The following is a 22,176-nucleotide window of genomic DNA, read 5'->3' on the forward strand; positions in this document are numbered from 1 at the left end:
TGGCGGAATGAAGCGAAACGGAGGCTTGGCGGGTGCCGATCCCGATTGATCGTCTAGAACCCTTCGAGCCGGTGCGGTCGGTGCGCTCCGCGATCTCGCTGCCCGGTCTCGCCAATGTCTTGCGCGCGATCGCCGGCTCTCGCCGGAATGCAGCGAAGCCGGCGCAGACCGAGGAGTCTGCACCGGCTTTGATCGGGCGTGTCGTTGGAGGCGTCAGCCCCACATGTGATGCATCGCGTGGTGGTGCGACATGTCCGGACCGCTCGAAGCTGCTGCGGCCGTTGCGGCTGTGGCCGCTGCCGCCGTGTGGTGGCTGCCATGATGGCTATGGTGGCCGCCGCAGTGGTGCGTCGTGGTGGTGTTGTTGTTGCCGCCGGTTGTTCCTCCGCCGGCCGTTCCACCGCCCGTCGTGCCGCCACCGGTCGTCCCGCCTCCCGTGGTGCCGCCGCCCGTAGTGCCTCCGCCGGTGGTGCCGCCTCCCGTCGTACCACCTCCGCCCATGCCGCCGCCGGGCGTGGTCGGGCTCGCCGGGGCGCCGCCCGTGCCGTTGGCGATGTTCGGATTGGCGCCCGCCGGCATGCCGGTGCCCTGGGCAATGCCATTGACCGCAGTCGCCGTCACGAAGCTCGTCGCGGATGTCACGTAGGCCGATCCGCCGATCGCGATGTTGTTGCCAGCAATGTCTCCGGCATTGCCGATGTAGTTCGCGGCCGCAGCCTTCAACATCGCCTGATCGGTCGCCAGGGCTGCACCCGTGTCGCCGTTCATGATGCCCATCAGCGCCTTGGTGGCCATGATGGTGTCAGACTGTAGAGCTCCGGCGGCGAGCTCGTCGTCGAACCGTCCCTTGAACACCGCCCCCTGCGCCGCATCGAACGCCGCGCCAAAGTTCTGGTAGTTCGTGATCTGGTCGATCAGGGCTTGCGACGCCGTACCTGTTCCATTGGCGACCGCAACCAACTTCGCGCCCAGCGTATTGCCCTCGGCGAGGAACGAGGCCCAGAAATTGGTCTGCGCCTGGTTGTCCTGGAACTTCGTGACGGTCCCGGTCAGGCCGCCGGCCATTTCGGAGAACCCGCCAATGTGACCGGGCGCCCCGGTGCCGCCCGCCGCCGCGTTGAGCGCCGCGTCGTTCTGAAACACGTCGATCATGTCGACGATGTTGTCGGCGGAGCCGCGCAGCGCCGTCGGACTGGCCATCGTCTCGGCGACGTCGTATTTGTTCAGCTGAAGGTTTGCTTGGCTGAGCAGCGTCATCAGATGAAGTGTCGTCGTTTGGGCAGCAACGGAGGTTTGACCTGCTTCAATCGCGGCGAGCTTCGCCGGGTCATTCAGGATCGCCTGAAGGCCCTGCGTCACGGCCGTGAAATCAGTCTGGATCTGGTTGATGTTGTTGGCGCTCATGCCGCCCAGCGAAAGGTCAGCGACGGCATTGAACACCGTTCCGATGGCGGTCAGGTCGCCCGCTGCCGCTGCAGCAAGATTGGTGGCGCTGTCGTTACCGGCGGGAAGGCTCTGGAACGCCACGTCCATGGCACCCGTGTTGGCCAGGAAGGGAACGTTATTGAGCGCGGCCGAAAGATGCGCGTCACCCTGGATCTGCGCCAGGATCTGCATCTGCACGTTGTGGATGGTCTGGTCGGCTTCGGCGAGCGTCGCCGGATTGGCCGTCAGCGGGGCGGCGTTGATCAGCGTCGTGAGCTCGTTCGAAACCTGGGTGAGCACCGCGGTGTCGGTCGCGTTGAGCGTGAAGGCCTGACCGCCGACCGTGACCTGGCCGGGATTGGCCAGCATCGCGTTGATGTCGTTCTGCACGGCATGCAGGTCGGTGGTGTAGCTGCCGAGGAACGGGTTGGAGTTGCCGCTGTTCTGCGGCGTCGAGAACAGCCCGATCGAGATGCGAGTAGCGTCGTTGAACACGACGCCGGCCTGCACGAGGTCGGTCGACAGGTTGAGCGCAGAGGCGCGAACCAGCAGATTGGACGTGCCATTCGCCAGCGCCGTCGGGTTGAAGGTATTGGCTGCCATTGATCATCTCCCCAAGTTTCAACCCGGCGTCTGCTGCTTGGCGTATCGGCAGCACGCGGGCGTTGATCGGGCTGCGACGTCTCGTTCACCCCTCGCGGAACGGGCGAAATGTCGCAGCCTCAGAGCACCTGGGAATTATTTGCTCCAATGGGGCCAAAAGAAGCGCCGCCGAGTCCTCAAATATGATGTTGTTCGGGCAAATGGCTCCTGTCGCAGCCGGGTCACGGCGGCGATCGGAAGCTTACTAACTCGTTGATTTCCGTCGTGGCATCCCCGCAACATCGTCGCTCAGCGGCGCTTCGACGCACGGTCCAGACAAGAAGTTGCCCCGATCTCGCGACCGGTCACCGATCTCTCCTTAGAAAAGTTCCAGCGTGACGAGCCTCCGCGATGCGGAACGGAACGTGCATCTTTGTTGATCTTCTGAGGCCTCCTTCTTCAACGCGTGTCGTCTCGCCCGGCTCATTGTCCTTCTCATTTCCCCCGGGAGCACTGCGCGAGTGGACCTCATCTGCTTGCTCCCAGGTATCCGTATTCGAGCCGCAGCAGCTGCTGCGGCTGCCTCGTCAACCCCACATGTGATGCATCGCGTGGAGATGCGACATGTCGGGCCCGGCAGCCGCGGCCTGGCTCGTATGCGCGCCCTGGCTGTGATCGTGATGATGGTGATGATCGCTGTGATGCGTGGCGTTGCTGCCGTTGTTGGCCGTGGTACCCGTCGACGTGCCGCCAGCCGCCGTTCCGCCGGTCGACGTGCCTCCGGTCGCCGCGGTGCCGCCGGCTGCGGCGCCGCCAGCGGCGGTGGTTCCTGCCGCTGCGGTGCCGCCGGTGCCGTTGGCCAGGTTCGGTGTCGCAGTGACGGGAATGGTGCCGTGCGCGGTGCCCTTGATGGAGGTTGCCGCCGAGACCGTCGTGGCCGTCCCGACATAGGTGCCGCCATTGACGGGAATGTTGTTGCCGGAGACGTCCATGGCGTCCGCCGCAAAGCCCTGGCCGGCAGCGGCGATCATCGCCTTGTCCGCCGCGAGTGCTGCGCCGGTGTCGCCGTTGAGGATGCCCTGCAGGCCCTTCACGGCACCGGCCGTGTCAGCTTCGAGCGTGCCGCTGAGCAGTTCGTTGTCGAACCGTCCCTGGAACACGGCGCCCTGGGCGGCGTCGAAATTGGCGCCGAACTGCTGGTAGTTCTGGATCTGCGTGATCAGGGCCGCACTCGCCTGCGCGCCGCCCGTCGAAATCTTCTGCAGGGTGGCGTTGATCGTGTTGGCCTCGGCCAGGAATGCGGCCCAGAAATTCGTCTGTGCCTGGTTGTCCTGGAACTTGGTGACCGTCCCTTTGAGCCCGCCCGGATCCTCGGCAAAGCCGCCCGCGTGGCCGGCGTTGCCGTTGCCACCTGCCGCCATGTTGAGGTTGGTGTCGCCCTGGATGATGTCGATGATGTCGAGCAGGTTGTCGGCAGTGCCGCGGAGAGCGGCCTGATTGCCGGTGGTCGCAGCCTGATCATACTTGCCCAGCTGCAGGTTGATCTGGCCGAGCGCAGTCTGCAGATGGATCGTCGTCAGCGCCGCGGCGTTGGCAGTCTCGCCAGCCTCGATCTGCGCGAGCTGGGTCTTGTTGTTGAGGATGGCCGTCAGTCCGTGCTGGACGGCGGTGAAGTCCGCGGTCACCTCGGCAAGGTTACCGGTGTTGATGCCGCCCGAGGCGACCTCGACGGCCTTGTTGAAGACCAGACCAACGTCCTTCAGGCTGTTGCCGGCGGTAGCGGCGGCAAGACTCGCCGGATCGTCCGCGCCCGCGGGCGACGTCTGGAAGGCAACGTCCTGGCCGCCAGTATTGGCGAGGAAGGGGACGTTGTTCAACGCGTTCGCCAGATGCGCGTCGTTGTGGATTTCGCCGAGGATTTCCTGCTGCAGCGCGTGGATCGTCTGGCTTGCCGCTGCCGATGTGCTGGCATTGGCGAACTGTCCCGCCGCCTGCAGCAGTGTGCCCAGTTGCCCCTCGACATTGGTCAGCACCGCCGTGTCGGTCGCGTTCAGGGCGAAGGTCTTGCCGCCGAGCGTGACCTGACCAGGGTTGGCCAGCATCGCCGCAATATCGGCCTGCACCGCCGTGATGTCGGCCTGGTAGCTGCTGAGGAAGGCCGGCGAGTTGCCGCTGTTGGCGAGACTGAAGAGACCGAGCGAGGCGCGCACCGCGTCGTTGAAGACGACGCCAGCCTGCACCAGGTCGGTCGAATGCTGGATCGCCGTGGCACGGGTCAAGAGGTTCGACGTGCCGTTGGCAAGCGCGGTCGGGCTGAAATTCACCGGCGTGGCGCCGCCAGCCGGCGGCGTCGACGATGAGCCGCCGGTGCCGTTGGCAATGTTCGGGGTTGCCGTCACCGGGATCGTGCCTTGGGCCAGGCCGTGCACCGACGTAGCCGTCGAGACCGTGGTCGCCGAGCCGACATAGGTCGCGCCGCCGATGGCGATGTTGTTGCCGGAGACGTCCATGGCGTCGGCCGCGAAGCCCTGGCCGGCAGCGGCGAGCGCCGCCTTGTCGGCCGCCAGCGCCGCGCCGGTGTCGCCGTTCAGAATGCCCTGCAAGCCTTTCACGGCGGCCGCCGAGTCGGCTTCCAGCGTGCCGCTGAGCAGCTCGTTGTCGAAGCGGCCACGGAAGACGTTGCCTTGGGCGGCGTCGAAATTGGCGCCGAACTGCTGGTAGTTCTGGATCTGCGTGATCAGGGCCGCACTCGCCTGCGCGCCGCCGGTCGAGATTTTCTGCAGCGTCGCGTTGATGGTGTTGGCCTCGGCCAGGAATGCGGCCCAGAAATTGGTCTGCGCCTGGTTGTCCTGGAACTTGGTGACCGTGCCGGTCAATCCGCCGGGATCCTCCGCGAAGCCGCCGGCATGGCCGGGCATTCCGTTGCCGCCGGCCGCCATGTTCAGATTGGCGTCGTTCTGGATGATGTCGATGCTGTCGAGCAGATTGTCCGCGGTGCCGCGCAACGCGGCCTGATTGCCGGTCGTCTCCGCCTTGGCATACTGGTTGAGCTCGAGGTTGACCTGTCCGAGCACCGTCTGCAGATGGATGGTCGTCAGCGCGGCTGCATTCGCCGTCTCGCCTTTCTCGATTTGCGCGAGCTGGGTCTTGTTGTTGAGAATGTTGGTGAGACCTTGCGAGATCGCGGTGAGGTCGGTGGTAACCTCCTGAAGGTTGCCGGTGTGGATGCCGCCGGAGGCGAGGTCGACGACCTTGTTGAAGACGAGGCCGACGTCCTTCAGCGTGTTGCCTGCGGTCGCAGCGGCCAAGGTCGCCGCATCATCGGCACCGGCCGGCGTATTCTGGAAGCCGACGTCCTGGCCGCCGGTGTTGGCGAGGAAGTTGACCTTGTTGAGCGCGCCGGACAGATGCGCGTCGCCGTTGATCTCCTGCAGGATCTCCTGTTGGACCGCGTGCAGCGTCTGATCCGCGGCCGTGATCGTGCCAGCATTCGTGATCTGCGGTGCGGCCGTGAGCAGCGTCGAGATCTGCGCCTGCACGTTGGTGAGAACGGCGGTGTCGGTCGCATTCAGCGTGAAGGTCTGGCCGCCCAGCGTCACCTGACCGGGATTGGCGAGCATCGCGGCGATGTCGTTCTGTACGGCGTGGAGGTCGGTCGTGTAGCTGCCGAGGAACGGGTTCGAGTTGCCGCTGCCGGCCTGTGAGAACAGGCCGAGCGAGGCGCGCACTGCATCGTTGAACACCACGCCGGCCTGGACGAGGTCGGTCGACATGTTGAGCGCTGAGGCGCGCACCAGCAGGTTCGACGTTCCGTTGGCCAGCGCCGTCGGGTTGAAGGTGTTGTTCGCCATAGGTCATCTCTCCCCAAGTTCATCCGACGCCCGGCAGGGCCCCGTACCGAAACTGGCCAGACGATGCGGAAGCGCATCGGCCCTGCGTCGGACGTGCTGCGCGCCGCGCCTCACGCCCGTGCGCTTCTGTGCCGCGCGCTTTTCTGACGCGCGTTACTTTGTCGCACCTCGCTATATGCTCGGAGCAATCGGGCCAAAAAAGGCGTGGGGGAGTCCGCAATTATGTTGTTCTCGAGACATCGCGGATCTGTGACGGATGCGCCGCGATCGCGTGCCAAGTGATTGATTTTTGGTGGCAAGCGGCAAACGCGAGGGGGCGCGATCGGGCGCGAGCTGCATGTTGTCGTCAAGATGCTGCCTGCATCTCGCCGGTGAGTGGCCGGTCTCCAGAAGTCAGCCGTAGGGTCTGTCAGACGTTGTCAAGGCTGCCCGGCGACACTTGCGCGCGGCTTTGCCGCAGGGCCATCGCTGGAAAAATGCCGCGATGGATCATCCGTCCGGGTGAGCTTTAAGGTGAAGGCGTCCCTGGGCGGGGCGGCCGGCCAACCGCGCCGAACGCAATTCAGGATGTCGGCGCGACCTGGCGCTGCGCCAGGAGCGCAGTCCTGATCTTCTGCAGCAGCGTCGTGTAGAGCTGATTCCAGGCCGGATCATTCTGCCCGTTCGCGTCCAGCCCTTGCTTGGTGAGGCCGAGGCTGATCCGGTAGACGGCGAGGGCGCCGTCGACGTTGCCGAGCGGAACGAAGGCATCACCCAGATTCTGGTAGGAGTTTGCAAGCGTCTGCTGCAGCAACGGATCGTTGGAGGCGCTGTTGGCGAGGTGGGTGATCAGCGCGGTGTTGGCGCGACGCTGATCGAAGGCTTCGGCATGCCGGCCCTGGGCGGCCAGCACGTCCGCCAGCAGAGCGTGACACCAGGCGAGATCGCGCTGGAAGCTGAGATTGCCGCGGTGTGCTGCGGTCAGCTTCTGAACGATGGCGAGGCTGGCGGAATAGGCGGCATGCGCGGCCTCGAGGTTTCGCTGAACGAACAGCACGGCGCCGATGCGGTTCAAGGCGACCGAGAGGTTGCGTTGAAACCCGGCGTCGTCCGGATTGGCTCCGGTCAGGTGTCTGACGATGGCGATGCTCTGCTTGTAGTTCTGCAAGGCCTCCATCAGATCGCTGGCGGTGGCCGCGCGATCGCCTTCCGCGATCCCGGCGGCGGCCTGATCCAGCAGTCTGCCGGCGGCGACCGTGACGCCGACCGCAAGGCCCCCGTGGGGAACGTCGCCGCGCGGCTGCGCCAGCAGTGCGGCGAGCGCGACCGGCTCGTCGCTCTCTACGGAGTCCTGCACAGACTCTGCCCTGGAGGTTCGATGCCGATCAAAGGGCGCAGGCGGCGTCTGCTGCTGAGAGGTGCGCGGTTTCGGACGCAATCCCTGTCCGAAGCCGGGAATTCGAAGCAACATGCCCTCGACCTGCGCGGCCGTGATCAGGCGCGTGCATTCGAACTGTCGAGGCGTGCCCTGCCATCGCGGGCACCACAGAAAGTCCTCATGGTCGAAGCGATGACGGACATCATTCCAGCAACTGTTGCAGGCGTGACGGTTGATGACCCGATAGGGGGTCGCGAACTCGTTGGTCGGATGAGTGAAGCCGCTGATCAGCACGACCGGAGTGCCGACAGCCCAGGCCAGCCATGACAGCCCCGAGGAAAGACCGATGAAGAATGCGGCGTGCTTGAGCCAGCGGGCGCGCTCGGGCAACGGCCGGTCACCGGTCTGATCCTCGGCTTCGGCAGGAATTTTCGTTTGGTAGGCGCCGTGGCTGCGCGCCGCGGTCTGATCGATGCAGATCACGCGATAGCCGGTCGCGCGCAGGAAATCGACGACGCTCTGCCAGCCCTCAGGATTGTTCCAGTGCTTGCACGCGGTCGTCGCCTGCACCGCGATGCAGACATAGGGCTCCTCGATGGGACGGCTGTCTTCGCTCAGTGCGACGCGCGGCGGCTGCTCGGCCGGATCGACGCCGAGGATATGAGCGGCCGTCCGATGCAGGCCGACCTGCCGGAAATCACAGGGCTGATGGACCAGCTCGGCATCGTCGAAGAACAGCGCGACCGAGTAGGTGGCGTAGTATCGCTCCGCCTGGATCGTCTCATGGCTGAGGAACGTGATGTCAGGGTAGGCGCCGCGGAACAGCGGGATCAGCGGCTCGCCCATAGCACAGCTCAGGCGGCACCGATGCAGGTCCTTGAACCTCACCGCATAGCCCATCCAGCCGATGATGTCGCCGATCGTGCCGACCGGGAACTGGATCAGGACGTCTCGGTCGGTGGCATCATAGTCGTGGCACAACAGCAGCTCGGGCCCTGACCAGACTTCGAGCCTGAACGGGACGAAATAGCGCTTGCTGCTGTTGACGTGCCCTGAACGCAGGTCGATGTCGAACAGGACGTTGGTGGTCTCGAGATCGCTCAGCCGGACGCGCCAGGGGTGTCCGGTGTCGGGGAGCATCACGCGGCAGCCGTCGTTGAAATCGAAGCGCAGCCCCTGGGGACCCTCCTGGGTCGGCACGGCCGCTGGCGGCGGCAGTCGCGGCTTGCGTGCGTGATCAGACGCCTCGGTGCGGGCGCCGGGCTGGGCGTCGGCGGGTAACGCACGTGTCGGCACCATCGCCGGGTCCGAGGTGCGGGGAAAATTTGCAGCGTTCATGTTGAGGTGCTGACGCGGTCTGCGTTCATTCGTGTGCGATGACGCCGACCGCGGCTGTTCGGGCCTTGTTACTCCACGAAGGCGCGGCGCCACTGATCGAGAACCGGCTTCATCAGATAGCTGAGCATCGTCCGGCTGCCGGTTTGAACATAGACTTCGGCCTGCATGCCGGGCATCAGGTTGACGTTGCCAAGCCGCTTGCGCTCCTCGTCGGACAGCGTGATCCTGACCGTGTAGAAGGTGGAGCCGGTTCGCGGGTCATTGGTGATATCAGGCGACACGAACGAGACCTGGCCGCTCAATTTCGGCGTGGTGCGCTGGTTGAAGGCGTTGAAGTGGACCATCGCATCCTGCCCGGTGTGAACGTGATCGATATCCTTGGGCTGGACGTGCCCTTCGACCTGCAGTTCGTCCGAATCGGGGACCAGCTCCATGACGGTCTCACCCGGCTTGATGACGCCGCCGATGGTGTGGATCGCGAGCTGGTGAATGGTGCCGGAGTTCGGCGCGCGCATCTCGATGCGATCGAGTTGGTCGCGCGCGGCGACGCCCTTCTCGACCAGATCGCCTTCCTTGGCCTGGGACTCGCTGAGGTCCTTGACCACCTCGCTGCGGAAATCCTGATCGATCTTGACGGTCTGGAGCTCGGCTTCGCTGATCTTGGACCTCGTCTCGGCCACGCTGGAGACCAACTGGCCGCGTTCGCCGTCGATTCGAGCGGCTTCCCGCTGCAGCGTCGTCAGTCGCGTTAGCGGAACGAGCCGTTTGTCATAGAGCTCCTGCACGCCGGCCAACTCGCCCTTGATCAACTCGATCTGCTTGTTCTTGGATTCGAGCTGAGACTCCATACCGCTGATCTCGTTGTTCAGTTGGACGATGCGGCCTTGCAGCAGCTCCTTCTGGCTCTTGCGGGTCGTGGCACGGGCCTTGAACAGCGCGTTCTCCGACGCGATGACGGTGCGGACATTTGGATCGTCCTGACGTGAGGTCAGCGTGGACGGATAGTCCGGCTGATCGAGACCGTCACGCTCGGCCGAGAGCCGCGCAATCTTGGCGCGCTGTTCGTTCAATTGCTTGGTGATCGCCTGGAGCTGGGCCTGGCTCTGCGTGGCGTCGAGCCGCACGAGCAGATCGCCCGCTGCGACGCGCTTGCCGTTGTCGACCTTGATTTCCGCGACAATGCCGCCGGTCGGATGCTGAATCGCCTTCACGTTGGATTGCACCACGAGATTGCCGGGGACCACGATCGCGCCGGCGAGCGGCACGAGGGTCAGCCAACCGCCGCCGAGAACGCCGGCGACAAGCAGCACCCGCATGCCGAGACGCAGCTCGTTCTCGAACATGCGGCTGACGCGCGGCACCAGCGATTCGTCCGAGCCGTCGTCGAGATCGGCCGCCGTTCCTTGCGTCGCAATGAAGGTCATGCCGGTGGTCAAGGCCGTGCCGGCGGTGCCGACCAGGCGGCCGACTCGGGTTTGCGGAACGACAGGCGCATGCGCCAGGCGGGCAGGGAGGTTCTGCTGTCCCATCGGCCGCGGCGCACCGACGCCGAAATTGCCGTCGCGTCGCGCATCCTGCAGGTCGAGCAGGGGTGCCGAATTGCCGCCCGCCATGCGTGCAGACGGATTGCGCTGGGGTGGCGACAGCTCCGGCTCGTAGCCACGCATCGGTGCGGGCTGCTGCCAGTCCATCTCGCGGATGCCTTCACCCCGGCGTGCCCGGGGCGCCTGGGCGCCGAGACCGAACAGCGACAGCGACGCACCGAGGGCGCGGCCCATGGTGCTGCCCTTCTTCTTCGAGCGCGGCTTTGGCCTGACTTGCGACGGCGGCGGACGCCGGCGCTTCTTGCCGCCGTCACGTGCGCCGCGGCGCTGCCGCGGGTCCTCGTCCGAGCCGTCGTCGAATGCGCCCTGCAGCCGCTGCAGTTCGAGAATCAATGCATCGCCCTGCGGACCGACGGCGCGGGTCTTCGGTCGCACATAGTCGTCGTCGTCGAAGGGCCTGAAGTCGTTGATGTGTTTCATTGATCAAGCGCTTTCTGCTGGGGCGGCGCGACGAAGCGAGCGGGCGTTCGGATTTGGCGCCGCTGCCGGAGCTGCAACCCTGGGCGGAGCAGGAGCATGCGCGACGGCAGGTCCCGCGGCCTTGTTGGCCCCGGCGACGCGGGCAAAGATCTCCTGGCAGGGCCCGAATGCGATCGCCTTGCCCTCGTACAGCACCAGCGCCACGTTGAGCGCATTCAGCGCGCTGGGACGGTGTGAGATCACGATCACGATGCTCTGATTCTGTTGCCGCATGATCTGAATGGCGCGGCTGAGCGCGTTCTCGCCGTCGGTGTCCAGATTGGCATTTGGCTCGTCGAGGACGATGAGAAACGGATCGCCATACACCGCGCGGGCCAGACCCACGCGCTGCCGCTGACCGGCCGACAGCGACATGCCGCCTTGGCCGATTCGCGTCGAATAGCCTTCCGGCAGCCGCAGGATGATGTCGTGCACGCCGGCGATCTGCGCCGCCTTCAGAATCGCATCCGAGCTCGCATTCTCGTCGAAGCGGCAGATGTTGTCGGCGATGCTGCCATCGAACAGGGCAACGTCCTGCGGCAGGTAGCCGATGTGGCGGCCGAGATCCTCGTTGCTCCATTGGTCGAGCGCTGCGCCGTCGAGGCGGACGGATCCATGCTGTGCAGGCCAGATGCCGACCAGCGCCTTCGAGAGCGAGGTCTTGCCGGAGGCACTCGCGCCGAGCAGTGCCAGACCCGTGCCTGCCTTGATCGAGAACGACACGTTTTGAACAATCGGCCGATCGGTGCCCGGCGCGGTGACCGTCAGCTCCTGTACGGTCAGCTCGCGGAACGGGCGGGGCAACGCGACCGGCGGAGCTTCCGGCCTGGCGGTAGCCTTGCAGATATCGCGCAGACGCGCGATGCCCTGTCGCGCGGCGACCAGCTGTTTCCAGCTGCCAAGTGCGATCTCGATCGGGGCGAGCGCGCGGCCCATCAGGATCGACGAGGCCATCATCACGCCGCCGGAGGCCTGCTCGGAGACGACGAGCGCCGCGCCGATGCCGAGCATGCCCGACTGCAGGATGAAGCGCAGCACTTTCGCGGCGGCCCCGAGATTGGCGTAGACATCGCTCGCGCGAATGTTGTCCTTCAGATAGCGCTCGTTGACGGCGTTCCAGCGTGCCGAGAAGCGATCCAGCATTCCGAGCGCGCGAATCACCTCGGCATTGCGCTGGGTGGCATCGGCGAGAACCTGCCGCGCGGCGCTCGTATCGCTGGCGGATTTGCTCGCCTGACGCGACAACCGGTCGGTCACCAGCGTCATCGAGATGATTCCGACCGTGCCGATGACGGCCGTGATGCCGATCAGCGGATGAAACAGAAACATGCCGATCAGGAAGATCGGTATCCATGGCATGTCGAGAAAGGCGGTCGGTCCCATGCTCGACATGAAGGCGCGGAGCTGGTCGAGATCGCGCAGTGGCTGCTGCATCAGCATCGGCTTGGTGCCGCGCAGGGGCAGGGTGGCCAGAGCGTGATGAATCGCGTCCTGCAAGCTCGCGTCGAACACGGTCGCTACCCGGCACAGCATGCGGGTGCGCAATGCGTCGAAATAGCCTTGAATCAGATAGACGACTAGAATCATCACCGACAGGCCGACGAGCGTGGCGAGATTTTTGCTCGGAACGACGCGATCATTGACCTGCATCATATAAACCGAGCCCGAGAGCATCAGGATGTTGATGACGCCGCTGAACACGCCGATGCCGGCCATGCGTTTGACAGCCTGGCGCAACCCGCGCGTCACCGGATCGTCGCTTCCCGAGAGAAGGTCGTTGAGGGCAGCCGCGGCTTTCGTTCTCGGGCGGTCTTGAGCCAGACTCATCCAGGCGCGTCTCCCAAAACACAGTGCTTCACTCCGCGCTATTGACAGTCGATACCGACGATTTTCCGGCAACAATTGGACAAGTGGGCAATTCCGTCGCAGCGTCGCGGGCAAACGACCGGCACGAGGCGCAATGCGCCGGGCCGGCTCTGAAAAGTTGTGGCGTCGCTCAGCGCGATCGGGTCTGCGCGAAATCTGTTCGCGATCGTCGATAGTTGCAGCGTGATAACAGCCGTCGGCATGCGACGCGCGTCACACATTCGTCCGTCTATCACCTTGGTTCCGTACTCATTGGTCGCGGTCCGGGCCGAATGACGCCACGAAGGCGAATAAATCTTCCTGCGGTGCAACGCACAGGCGTTGTCATCTCGATCATGCGGTATTCGATGATGGTGCTGAGAACGATCATGATGGCGGCGGCAACACGAGGGCGTGCGGCTCCGCGCACCAATCCAAGACGTGCAATCAGCTCAGCCGGCCATGGTGGCCGACGATGTGTTCTATCATCGAACGTGCGGCCGCTGTGGAACCAGTGACCCGTCCAGCATCGGGCGCACGAGATCAACATCAACTCGAGGGAGGACGAAGCAGATCAGTCCGCGGGTGATCCGAGCAACTCGTCACCGGCTCGGGCCGCGGCAGCTGATCGACCATAGGCGTGATCCAACCGATCACGTTCAGGCGTAGCGGGGCAACGATTGGGTGCAGAACGGCGCTGTGACGCCGAAGTCGGACGAAGTTGCTCACTTAGTAAAGCGTATCCGGGGGACGACAAAGTTGCTGGACGACATCACCATCGAGACGCGTGATGCGGGAATGGATTCGGGTCGAGGGGCGGCCTGCAGGGTTGAATACCTAATCATCCCGCGCCGGATCGATCCGCTGAGACGAAATACGGTCGCCGGGTCGGCGGTGAATCGCGCCGATCGCGTGCGCGCAGCTCTGGAGGCGCACGCATGAAGATCCGCAAGACCGACTATGGAACGATCATCCTGCACTGGACCCTGGTTGGGGCCACTGTGATCGCCTTCATGACAGGGCTTCGCATGGCGACCGAAGCGCCTGGACACGCGTGGATCGCCAACAATCTCGACTGGCTGCTGCCCCGGCACCGGACCTGGACCTGGCACATGCCGGCTGGGGTCGTGCTCGCGAGCGTGGCCCTCGCCTACATGATCTATATCTCGAAGTCAGGGCTCGGTCGCCGCGTCACCATCGACAAGATGCGCTTCAAGGGCTTGCTCGGCCGCCGGCCGGCGCGGCTGGGATCGATCAGTGTGATGCTGCACTGGGTGCTTTTCATCTCCATGGCGATCCTGATTGTCACCGGAGGCATGCTCTTCTTCGGCGTGGCCTCCGGCTACGTCACCATGATGATCCACTGGTACGCGACCTGGGTGATCCCGGCCTTCGTGGTGCTGCACGTCCTGGTTCACTTCAGCATCGGCGGAAAGATGCAGCTCTATCGCGTGTTCCGGCCGGCGCCGTTGCCGCCCCCGCCGCCGAAGCTCGATCCCGTCGAGCTCCTCACGATGCTGGTCGAGCAGTCGGAAAAGCTGGAGGAAGCGGAGGCGCCTCCGAAGAGGCCGGCGCCCGCTGCGCGGCCTGCAGCGCGTGAGCCGATGCCGGCGCCGCGGCGCATGGAGGAGCCGATGCGGGCGCGTTCCGAGCCGCGTGTGCCGCCAGGCCGCATGCGTCCGCCGCCGGCACCTGCCAAGGGCAATTCCCGCCGCCGCAATCCGAGCTTCCAATCCAACCCGTTCATGGTCGCGATCGCCGCAGCCATCGTGATCGGTTCGGCGATGTTCGCCGCCGACTACTACGCCGAGGACACCGTCACGGTGTACCGGATTGCCACGTCCGATGCGCCGACCCTCGACGGCGATTCGTCGGATCGTGTCTGGCGCAACATCCAGCCGCACATGGTCACGACCAACCAGGGCGACAATTTCGACGGTACTGGCGAATCGCGGGTGTGGATCAAGGCAGCGCATGACGGCACGTGGGTCTACTTCCTCGTCATCTGGGAGGATCCGACGCGGTCGTTGAAGCAGCTGCCGCTGATCAAGAAGGCGGATGGCTGGCATCTCCTGCAGAACGGATTCGACAAGGGCGACGAGAACGACTTCAACGAGGACAAGTTCTCGCTGTTGTTCACGACGCTGCCGATAACCTTGGCCGCGGACCGAACGTTTCACATGAGCTCGCAGCCGATGCCAGACAAGCCGCCGACCCTGTCGGGTCGCGGCATCCACTACACGCCGGCGCCGAATCTCTATGCCGACGCCTGGCTGTGGAAGGCGACGAGCGGCGGCCCGACTGGATGGATGGACGATGATCATTTCGGTCCGCCTGCGGAGCCGACACCGGATCAGGTCAAGGGACTCACGCCCTACAAGGGTGGGTTCGCATCGGATCCGGGCACCGCGAACTATTCGGACAATTTCGTGATCGACAGGGAGGCCGCAAGACTAGGGAATCGGGGTGTGAGACCGAAGCGTCTTCCGAAGGACGTCGCCGCGATGACCGCGGCGATGGGCGAGATCAATCTCGATCCGAACATCGGCGAGAGTGAAGGCGCACGCTGGTTCATGACGGAGGCCGAATCCGTGCCGTATTCGGCCGAGGCGGATGCGCAGACGCCGATCGGGACCGTCGTGCCCGGTGTTCTCGTCAGCGGCGAGTTCACCGGTGATCGCGCGGACATCCGTTGCGCAGCGCGTTGGGCCGCGGGCCATTGGACGCTCGAAATTGCCCGCAAAATGGACACGAAAAGCAAGTACGACGTTCCGATCAAGAATGGCGTGTTCATGCGTGTCGCAGCGTTCGACCATACCCAGATCAGACATACGAGGCAGATCCGGCCTATGCGACTTGAGGTGCAGTGATGGGTAAGATTTGCAAAATCCAGTACAACAGGGAAACGTTCTACGCGAATGTGGGCGATATCCTGCTCGACGGCGCCATCAACAGCGGCGTGGATCTGCCCCATGACTGCCGCAGCGGAATCTGCGGATCCTGCAAAGTGACGGTCGTCGACGGCAAGCTGTTCGGCGGCATGGAAGGCGACATGGCGCATGCGTGCCAGGCGCGTGTGGTGTCCGACCTGAAGATCATCACGGAGCCCGTGCCGGACACGGTGACGATGAATTGCGAGGTGGGTGATCTCGTCCGGCTCGCGCCCGATGTCGTCGGTGTCACCATCGAGATGCCGAAGCCGCTGCGATTCTTCCCCGGGCAATACGCCAAGGTCCAGTACCGCGGTTTTCCGACGCGTTGCTACAGCCCGACCTATCCGATGGTCGGCGCGCCTGACAGCCATCTGCTGTATCTGCACATCCGCATCCTGAAGGATGGCTTGGTGTCGTCGGCGCTTGGCCGCGACATCCAGGTCGGCCATCGCGTCAAGCTGACGGCGCCGCTGGGCACTGCGTTCTTCCGGCAGAAGCATCGCGGTCGAATCATCCTGGTCGCGAGCGGCACGGGCTTTGCCCCGATGTGGGCGATCGCGGTCGCCGCCATCACCGAAAATCCGAAGCGCGAGATCGTCTTCATCGTTGTGTCGCGCACCTTGCAGTCGTTCTACATGCATCAGGCGCTGTGCCGGCTCGCGCGCTTCCCGAACGTGAAGATCATCCCGATCGTGTCGGAGCCGCAGAACGTCTCGCCGGCGATTCGCAGCGGCCGGCCGACCGAACACATGCCGGAGCTCACACCGAACGACGTCGTCTACACCTGCGGCGCGCCGGCCATGACGGAGGCGGTTGCGAAGATGGCGCGCGGGGCCGGAGCGAAGTGTCACTGCGATCCGTTCGTATCATCGGCGCAGCCCTCCGAGTCGAGCGGCGGACTCATGAATCGGCTGGTCGGGTGGCTCGACAGCCAGCGCGGCCGGCCGGCCATGTTCCAGCCGGCGGAATGAGATCGTGGCGGCCGCGACGCGCGCGGCCGCAGTCCGGCGCTCAGCCGGCCACGAAAGCGAGCAGAGTGCCGCTCGCCGACGCGGGCGGAACGATCAGGCTCGCGCCACTGCGCACGGCTGCCGCGTCCAGAGCCTTTTCGGTGGCGGTCAGATCGTGTGAGGCCAGCACGAGGCCGGCGCCGCCCCGCTCCGGCAGGCCGGCAAGCGACACGCCCGGATAGCGCGCTGCGAGCTGGTCCCTGGTCAGGAACACGAAATCGGCGCGGTCACCGCCCGAGGTGACGGTCACGGCGCCGTCGGCTTCGTCTCGGCCGTCGCGATCGATCAGGCGCGACAGGTGAGCCGCGTCCTTGGCCGGGTCCGGCGTCACGATCAGCGCCTGCTTCAGTTGCTTGGCGGCGTTGGCATGGCGCATCAGTTCCGGGATCCAGACCGTCTCGCGCGTCTTGTGCTGGCAGGCGAAAATGCGCAGGCCGCCCGGGGCCTCCGCGACCGGCCATTGAAACACGCGGAATTTCGCGGCCGAGATGCTGCCGTCGGGCAGGGGCACCGGACGCTCGAAGTCGATGGGACCAATCGGCTCGAAGCCCTTCGCGCGAATTTCCTCGGCGCCGGCCGCGGAATCAATCGCCGTGAAGGCGATGCGCTCGATGCCTTCGCCGCGCTGGGCGAGGAAGTTGCGGGTCGGAACGTTATGGTCGGTCTCGGCGAGGATGCCGAGCAGCTCGATGTAGTCCGGATCGAGCATGATGGTGTAATTGCCGGATCCCATCTTGGCGCTGTGCGTGCCGCGCGGAGACAGCGTAAAACCCAACCGCTTCCAGGTATCCGCCGCCGCGTCGAGATCCTTCACCACGACGACCGCGTGATCGATACCGATGACATTCTTGAGGGCCACGCGTTTGTCTCCTTGCCGCGAACTTGGCATATTGGCGGCCGAACTATGCCCAATCGACCCATGCACCGCAACCGGCGCAGCCGGGCGCCGGGCGCAAGGCAAGATCGACCTCCGGGATGTTGGTCGATCAGCAAGGATGAGCTGTCCTCCATGAGCATGACCGCAGAAAACGTTCAATGGCCGCCGTCCTTGTGGGCCGCACAGACCCCGCCTGGCCCTGATCTGCCCGTGCTACAGGGCAGCTTGCAGGCCGATGTCGTGATCATCGGCGGCGGCTTCACCGGCTTGTCGACGGCGCTGCATCTGCGCGAGGCCGGCGTCGGTGTCGCGATCGTCGAGGCGATGGAGCCGGGCTGGGGCGCATCCGGCCGGAACAACGGTCAGGTCATTCCGACGCTGTCACGTCCCGATCCTGACGACCTCGTCGCGCGTCATGGCGCCGCGGGCGAGCGCTTCGTGGCGATGTTACGCGACAGCGCGTCCAGTCTGTTCGATACCGTGAGACGGTACAACATCGACGCCGAGCATGAGCAGGCCGGCTGGGTCCAGCCGGTGCATACGCCCGGCCGGATCAAGATCGCCGAGCGCAGGTTCAAGCAGTGGTCGAAGTTCGGCGCGCCGGTCGAGCTGCTGTCGCGCGATCAGGCGCGAGACATGCTCGGCTCGGACGCCTGGCATGGCGGCTTCTGGAACAAGACCGGCGGCCACATCAATCCGCTCGCGCTGGCGCGTGGCTTGGCGCGGACGGTGCTGAGCCTGGGCGGCCGGATCTACGCGCGCTCTCCGGTGATCGACTTCGCCCGGCGGGGGGATCGCTGGATCGTGCGCACGGCACGAGGGGAGCTGTCGGCGCGCGCGCTGGTGCTGGCGAGCAATGCCTATAGCGGCGAGTTCTCCAAGGCGCTCGCACCGGATATCGCACACGAAGTGATGCCCGTGCTGTCGTGGCAGATGGCGACGCAGCCGCTGTCGGACAATGTGCGGAAGACCGTCATCCCGGCGCGGCAGGCGATGTCCGACACCCATGGCGAGCTCTATTTCGCCCGGTACGATGCGCGCAACCGTCTGGTCACGGGCGGTGCCGTCATCGGTCCCGGCAACAAGGCCGAGCGGCTGAAGGCGCGGGTCGCCGAACGCCTGCAGCGCCTGTGGCCGCAGATCGGCGAGGTCAGGTTCGACTACGTCTGGAACGGCTATGTCGGCATGACCACGGACTACATGCCGCGGATTCATCGCCTCGGTCCTGATGCCTATGGCTGGACCGGCTGCAACGGCCGGGCGGTCGCGCTCACGATCCCCCTCGGTGCGGAGCTTGCGAAAGCGGTGCGCGGCGTGTCGGCGAACGAGCTGGCGCTGCCATTCACGGAGCCGGTCACCATTCCGGCGCACGCCCTGCTGCGTCCGTTTGCGCCGCTGATGCTGCTCTTGTACCGATACCGTGACGAGCGCGAGATCAGCTAAGAGGTGGGATGTTCGGTCCGGGCGAAGTCGCCGCCCGGAATGGCCTCGAGCAGAGCCTGCGTATAAGGATGCTGCGGGTTGCCGAACACGTCGTGCGTGGGTCCATGCTCGACGACGACGCCGTCCTTCATCACCGCGACCAGATCGCAGATCTGGGCTGCAACGCGCAAGTCATGCGTGATGAAGATGATCGACAGGTCGAGCCGCTCGCGCAGGCTGGTCAGCAGCTTCAACACCTGCGCCTGGACGGAGACGTCGAGCGCGGACACCGGTTCGTCCGCGACCAACACCTTGGGCCTCAGTGCCAGCGCGCGCGCCAGCCCGATGCGCTGACGCTGACCTCCGGAGAACTCATGCGGGAAGCGGTCGGCGGCGGACGGGTCGAGCCCCACCAGGCTGAACAGCTCGCGCGCCTCGGTCAGTGCCTGGTCTCGCGCGGTGCCGTGCACGATCGGTCCCTGCGCCACCAGCTCGACCGCCTTGCGCCGGGGATTCAGCGAGGCGAACGGGTCCTGAAACACCATCTGCATCTGCCGGGTCCGGCCTCTGACCTCGCTGCGCGAGAGGCGAGCCCAGTCCTCACCGTCGAGCAGGATCGTTCCTGCGTCGGGATCGATGAGGCGGATGATGCAGCGGGCGAGGGTGGATTTGCCGGAGCCCGACTCGCCGACGATGCCGAGAGTTGCGCCCTTTGGCAGTGCGAGCGAGACGCCCCTGACCGCATGGGTGACGCGCTCGCCGCGGCCGAGGAAGCCACCGGTGCGATAGGTCTTCGAGACGCCGGAGATGGTGAGGATCATCCGGTCCGACAGCTCGCGTGCCGGGGGCGCCGCCACGGGCGGCACCGCGGCGATCAACTGCCTGGTGTAGTCATGCTGCGGCCGTTGCAGGATATCCGCCGCCGCGCCCTGTTCGACGACGATCCCATGCTGCATCACGACGACGCGATCGGCGATCTCGGCGACGACACCGAAGTCGTGGGTGATGAACAGCACCGCGGTCTTGCGCCGCTGCTGCAGCTCGCGGATCAGCTTGAGGATCTGGGCCTGCGTCGTGACATCGAGCGCCGTGGTCGGCTCGTCGGCGATCAGCAGCTTCGGATCGAGCGCCAAGGCCATGGCGATCATCGCGCGCTGGCGTTGGCCGCCGGACAACTCGTGCGGATATGCCTTCGCCGCGCGCGGCGGATCGGGAATATGGACGTCGGACAACAGGGACAGCACGCGCGACCTGATCTCGGCCTTGGAGAGATCGGTATGGATGTCGAAGACCTCGCCGATCTGGTCGCCGATCGAGCGCAACGGATTGAGCGCGGTCATCGGCTCCTGGAACACCATCGCGATCTCGGCGCCGCGAATGCTGCGCATCTCGGCCGCCGTGGCGGTGCAGAGATCGCGCCCGGTAAACAGGATGCGTCCGCCATCCGTGCCTACACCGTCGGGCAGCAGCCGCATGATGGCATTGGCCATCATCGACTTGCCGGAGCCGGATTCGCCGACGATGCAGACGATCTCGTTTTCGGCGATCGCAAGCGAGACCTCGGAGATGGCATGCGTGCGGTCGGCGCCTTTCGGCAGACGAACGCTGAGGCGATCGACGGTCAGAACGGGCTGTGCTGGACTCATCGCTGCTTCAGCCGCGGGTTTAGTGCATCGTTGAGGCCCTGGCCGACCAGCGACACCGCAAGCACGGTGATGAGGATGGCAACGCCGGGGATCGCCGACACGTACCACTGCACGCGCAGCACATCGCGCCCGAGACCGATCAGGTTGCCCCAGGAGGCGACGTTGGCGTCGGACAGCCGCAGGAAGGCGAGTGCACTCTCCAGGAGGATCGCGACCGCCATCACGACGCCGGCATAGACGATCACCGGGGGCAGCGCGTTGGGCAGGATCTCGCCCAGCATCAGCTGGGTGTCGCGCATGCCGAGGGTGCGTCCGGCCTGGACGAATTCGCGGCCGCGCAGCGAGAGGAACTCAGCCCGCGTCAACCGCGCCGGCGCGGGCCACGACACGATGCCAACCGCGATCGTGACAGTCGTCAAGGTCGAGCCGAACACCGCCACCAGTACCAGCAGCAGCACGAAGTTCGGCAGCGTCTGGAAGGCCTCGGTGATGCGCATCAGGATGTTGTCGACCCATCCGCCGTAGTAGCCCGCGAGCCCGCCGACCATGACGCCGATCGCCACGGCAATCAGCGTCGCGACGCCGCCGATCAGGAGCGAGATGCGGGCGCCATGAAAGATCTGGGCGGCAATGTCGCGGCCGGAATTGTCGGTGCCGAGCAGGAAGCGCGGATTGGCGAACGGCCAGATCAGCGGACGCCCGGCGAGCGCGAGCGGATCGCGCGGATAGAGATAGCCGGCGCTGATCGCCATGCCCACCACCACGAGAAGCAGGATCAGGCCGAACACCGCGGAGGGACTGCGGAAATAGCGTTTCACGGCGTCCATGCTCAGTTCTCCGCCGTGATGCGCGGGTCGAGCCGCGCATAGAGCAGATCGGTGATGAAGTTGACCACGATCACCAGGAGCGCGGAGACGAATACGATGCCGAGCAGGGTGTTGAGATCGCGCTGGACCACCGATTCATAGGCAAGGCGTCCGAGGCCAGGCAGCGAGAACACGGTCTCGACGACGACGGAGCCGCCGAGCATCGTCCCCGCCTGCAGTCCGATCAGCGTGACCATCGGCAGGAGCGCGTTGCGCAGAACGTGGCGGGTAATGATGCGGGTCTCGTCGAGGCCCTTGGCACGTGCGGTGCGGACGAAATCGAGGTTCTGGACCTCGAGCATGGATGCGCGCATGATGCGTAGATAGATGGCCAGGAAGATCAGGCCGAGCGTCAAGGACGGCAACATCAGGTGGCGGGCGATGTCGAGCACGCGCCAGAGGCCGCTCGTGACCGCGCCGATATCCTCGAAGCCGCCGGCTGGCAGCCACTGCAGGTAGATCGAGAACACGACGATGGCCATCAGACCAAACCAGAACGACGGGGTCGCGTAGAAGATCAACCCCACGGTGGAGATCAGCGTGTCGGGCCACCGGTTGACGTCGCGCGCAGCGATCACCCCGAAGACAAGACCGAAGAAAAAGGCAAAGGACAGGGACGAAGTCATCAACAGCAGGGTCGGCGGCAGCCGCTCCAGGATCACGGTGGCGACGGGCTTGCCGTAGATCGCGGAGAATCCGAGATCGAGGCGCACCAGCCGCCACAGGTAATTGGCCAGCTGCATCGGGACCGACAGATCCAGCCCATAGAAGCGGCGCAGCTCGCGGGCAGTCGCAGCATCGCCGCCGCCCATCTGGGCCATCATCGCGTCGACCGTGTCGCCCGGCGCGAGTTGCAGCAGAAGAAAGACGCCGATCAGGATCAGGAACAGGGTGGGGATCGAGGCGGCGAGCCGCCGCCCCGCAAGGCTCAAGATGCGCATGGCCTTATCCTGACGGATTC

Annotated in this window: 13 protein-coding genes; 4 read left to right on the forward strand and 9 right to left on the reverse strand. The window is 65.3% G+C overall.

Annotated features, from left to right (window positions below):
- Positions 1-213: 213 nt before the first annotated feature.
- The 5 genes from QX135_RS17485 to QX135_RS17505 form a co-directional block, all read right to left on the reverse strand.
- Positions 214-2,028, reverse strand: coding sequence for a hypothetical protein (locus QX135_RS17485; RefSeq protein ID WP_316234192.1), 1,815 nt, complete (start codon positions 2,026-2,028; stop codon positions 214-216).
- Between the two features lie 566 nt (positions 2,029-2,594).
- A complete protein-coding gene (locus QX135_RS17490) occupies positions 2,595-5,858 on the reverse strand; it encodes a hypothetical protein (protein WP_316234193.1) in 3,264 nt (1,087 codons plus the stop codon).
- Between the two features lie 562 nt (positions 5,859-6,420).
- Entirely contained in the window at positions 6,421-8,553 is a 2,133-nt protein-coding gene (locus QX135_RS17495) for an autotransporter strand-loop-strand O-heptosyltransferase (RefSeq protein ID WP_316234194.1), read from the reverse strand.
- 68 nt (positions 8,554-8,621) lie between these two features.
- Positions 8,622-10,577, reverse strand: a complete 1,956-nt coding sequence (locus QX135_RS17500) for an HlyD family type I secretion periplasmic adaptor subunit (protein ID WP_316234195.1) — start codon at positions 10,575-10,577, stop codon at positions 8,622-8,624.
- A gap of 3 nt (positions 10,578-10,580) precedes the next feature.
- Positions 10,581-12,443 carry a type I secretion system permease/ATPase gene (locus QX135_RS17505; protein ID WP_315738087.1) on the reverse strand — a complete coding sequence of 621 codons (1,863 nt, stop codon included), beginning with the start codon at positions 12,441-12,443 and terminating at the stop codon, positions 10,581-10,583.
- Between the two features lie 777 nt (positions 12,444-13,220).
- Between QX135_RS17505 and QX135_RS17510 the strand changes: the two genes are divergently transcribed.
- Genes QX135_RS17510 through QX135_RS17520 form a run of 3 tightly spaced genes read left to right on the forward strand, consistent with a single transcriptional unit; the run spans position 13,221 to position 16,365 of the window.
- The gene (locus tag QX135_RS17510; protein WP_315738086.1) at positions 13,221-13,403 is read left to right on the forward strand and encodes a hypothetical protein; all 183 of its coding nucleotides are present in this window, start codon (positions 13,221-13,223) and stop codon (positions 13,401-13,403) included.
- Positions 13,400-15,331, forward strand: a complete 1,932-nt coding sequence (locus QX135_RS17515) for an ethylbenzene dehydrogenase-related protein (protein WP_315738085.1) — start codon at positions 13,400-13,402, stop codon at positions 15,329-15,331. Before QX135_RS17510 ends, QX135_RS17515 begins: the two co-directional genes overlap by 4 nt.
- Positions 15,331-16,365, forward strand: coding sequence for a 2Fe-2S iron-sulfur cluster-binding protein (locus QX135_RS17520; protein ID WP_315738084.1), 1,035 nt, complete (start codon positions 15,331-15,333; stop codon positions 16,363-16,365). The genes QX135_RS17515 and QX135_RS17520 overlap by 1 nt, the downstream gene beginning before the upstream one ends.
- A gap of 40 nt (positions 16,366-16,405) precedes the next feature.
- Here QX135_RS17520 and QX135_RS17525 read toward each other — a convergent pair whose 3' ends face one another.
- Positions 16,406-17,263 carry a VOC family protein gene (locus QX135_RS17525; RefSeq protein WP_316178018.1) on the reverse strand — a complete coding sequence of 286 codons (858 nt, stop codon included), beginning with the start codon at positions 17,261-17,263 and terminating at the stop codon, positions 16,406-16,408.
- 150 nt (positions 17,264-17,413) lie between these two features.
- On the opposite strand from QX135_RS17525, the gene QX135_RS17530 reads away from it, so the two are divergent.
- Entirely contained in the window at positions 17,414-18,724 is a 1,311-nt protein-coding gene (locus QX135_RS17530; protein ID WP_316178020.1) for an FAD-dependent oxidoreductase, read from the forward strand.
- Here the strand turns inward: QX135_RS17530 and QX135_RS17535 are convergent.
- From QX135_RS17535 to QX135_RS17545, 3 genes are read right to left on the reverse strand one after another with little or no spacing between them, the layout of a single operon-like run.
- On the reverse strand, positions 18,721-20,349 hold the full coding sequence (locus tag QX135_RS17535) for an ABC transporter ATP-binding protein (RefSeq protein WP_316178021.1): 1,629 nt from the start codon (positions 20,347-20,349) through the stop codon (positions 18,721-18,723). The genes QX135_RS17530 and QX135_RS17535 overlap by 4 nt on opposite strands.
- Entirely contained in the window at positions 20,346-21,176 is an 831-nt protein-coding gene (locus QX135_RS17540; RefSeq protein ID WP_316178023.1) for an ABC transporter permease, read from the reverse strand. Before QX135_RS17540 ends, QX135_RS17535 begins: the two co-directional genes overlap by 4 nt.
- 2 nt (positions 21,177-21,178) lie before the next feature.
- Positions 21,179-22,156, reverse strand: coding sequence for an ABC transporter permease (locus tag QX135_RS17545; RefSeq protein WP_316160138.1), 978 nt, complete (start codon positions 22,154-22,156; stop codon positions 21,179-21,181).
- Positions 22,157-22,176: the final 20 nt, after the last annotated feature.

The sequence above is a fragment of the Bradyrhizobium sp. SZCCHNR1098 genome (genome assembly GCF_032489375.1).
GTDB lineage: Bacteria > Pseudomonadota > Alphaproteobacteria > Rhizobiales > Xanthobacteraceae > Bradyrhizobium.

What these genes read in the sequence shown, in the direction of transcription:
- QX135_RS17485 (WP_316234192.1), bottom strand. Translation starts at nt 2,028, where the DNA reads ATGGCAGCCAATACCTTCAACCCGACGGCGCTGGCGAATGGCACGTCC.
- QX135_RS17505 (WP_315738087.1), bottom strand. Translation starts at nt 12,443, where the DNA reads ATGAGTCTGGCTCAAGACCGCCCGAGAACGAAAGCCGCGGCTGCCCTC.
- QX135_RS17500 (WP_316234195.1), bottom strand. Translation starts at nt 10,577, where the DNA reads ATGAAACACATCAACGACTTCAGGCCCTTCGACGACGACGACTATGTG.
- QX135_RS17545 (WP_316160138.1), bottom strand. Translation starts at nt 22,156, where the DNA reads ATGCGCATCTTGAGCCTTGCGGGGCGGCGGCTCGCCGCCTCGATCCCC.
- QX135_RS17535 (WP_316178021.1), bottom strand. Translation starts at nt 20,349, where the DNA reads ATGAGTCCAGCACAGCCCGTTCTGACCGTCGATCGCCTCAGCGTTCGT.
- QX135_RS17495 (WP_316234194.1), bottom strand. Translation starts at nt 8,553, where the DNA reads ATGAACGCTGCAAATTTTCCCCGCACCTCGGACCCGGCGATGGTGCCG.
- QX135_RS17530 (WP_316178020.1), top strand. Translation starts at nt 17,414, where the DNA reads ATGAGCATGACCGCAGAAAACGTTCAATGGCCGCCGTCCTTGTGGGCC.
- QX135_RS17540 (WP_316178023.1), bottom strand. Translation starts at nt 21,176, where the DNA reads ATGGACGCCGTGAAACGCTATTTCCGCAGTCCCTCCGCGGTGTTCGGC.
- QX135_RS17515 (WP_315738085.1), top strand. Translation starts at nt 13,400, where the DNA reads ATGAAGATCCGCAAGACCGACTATGGAACGATCATCCTGCACTGGACC.
- QX135_RS17520 (WP_315738084.1), top strand. Translation starts at nt 15,331, where the DNA reads ATGGGTAAGATTTGCAAAATCCAGTACAACAGGGAAACGTTCTACGCG.
- QX135_RS17490 (WP_316234193.1), bottom strand. Translation starts at nt 5,858, where the DNA reads ATGGCGAACAACACCTTCAACCCGACGGCGCTGGCCAACGGAACGTCG.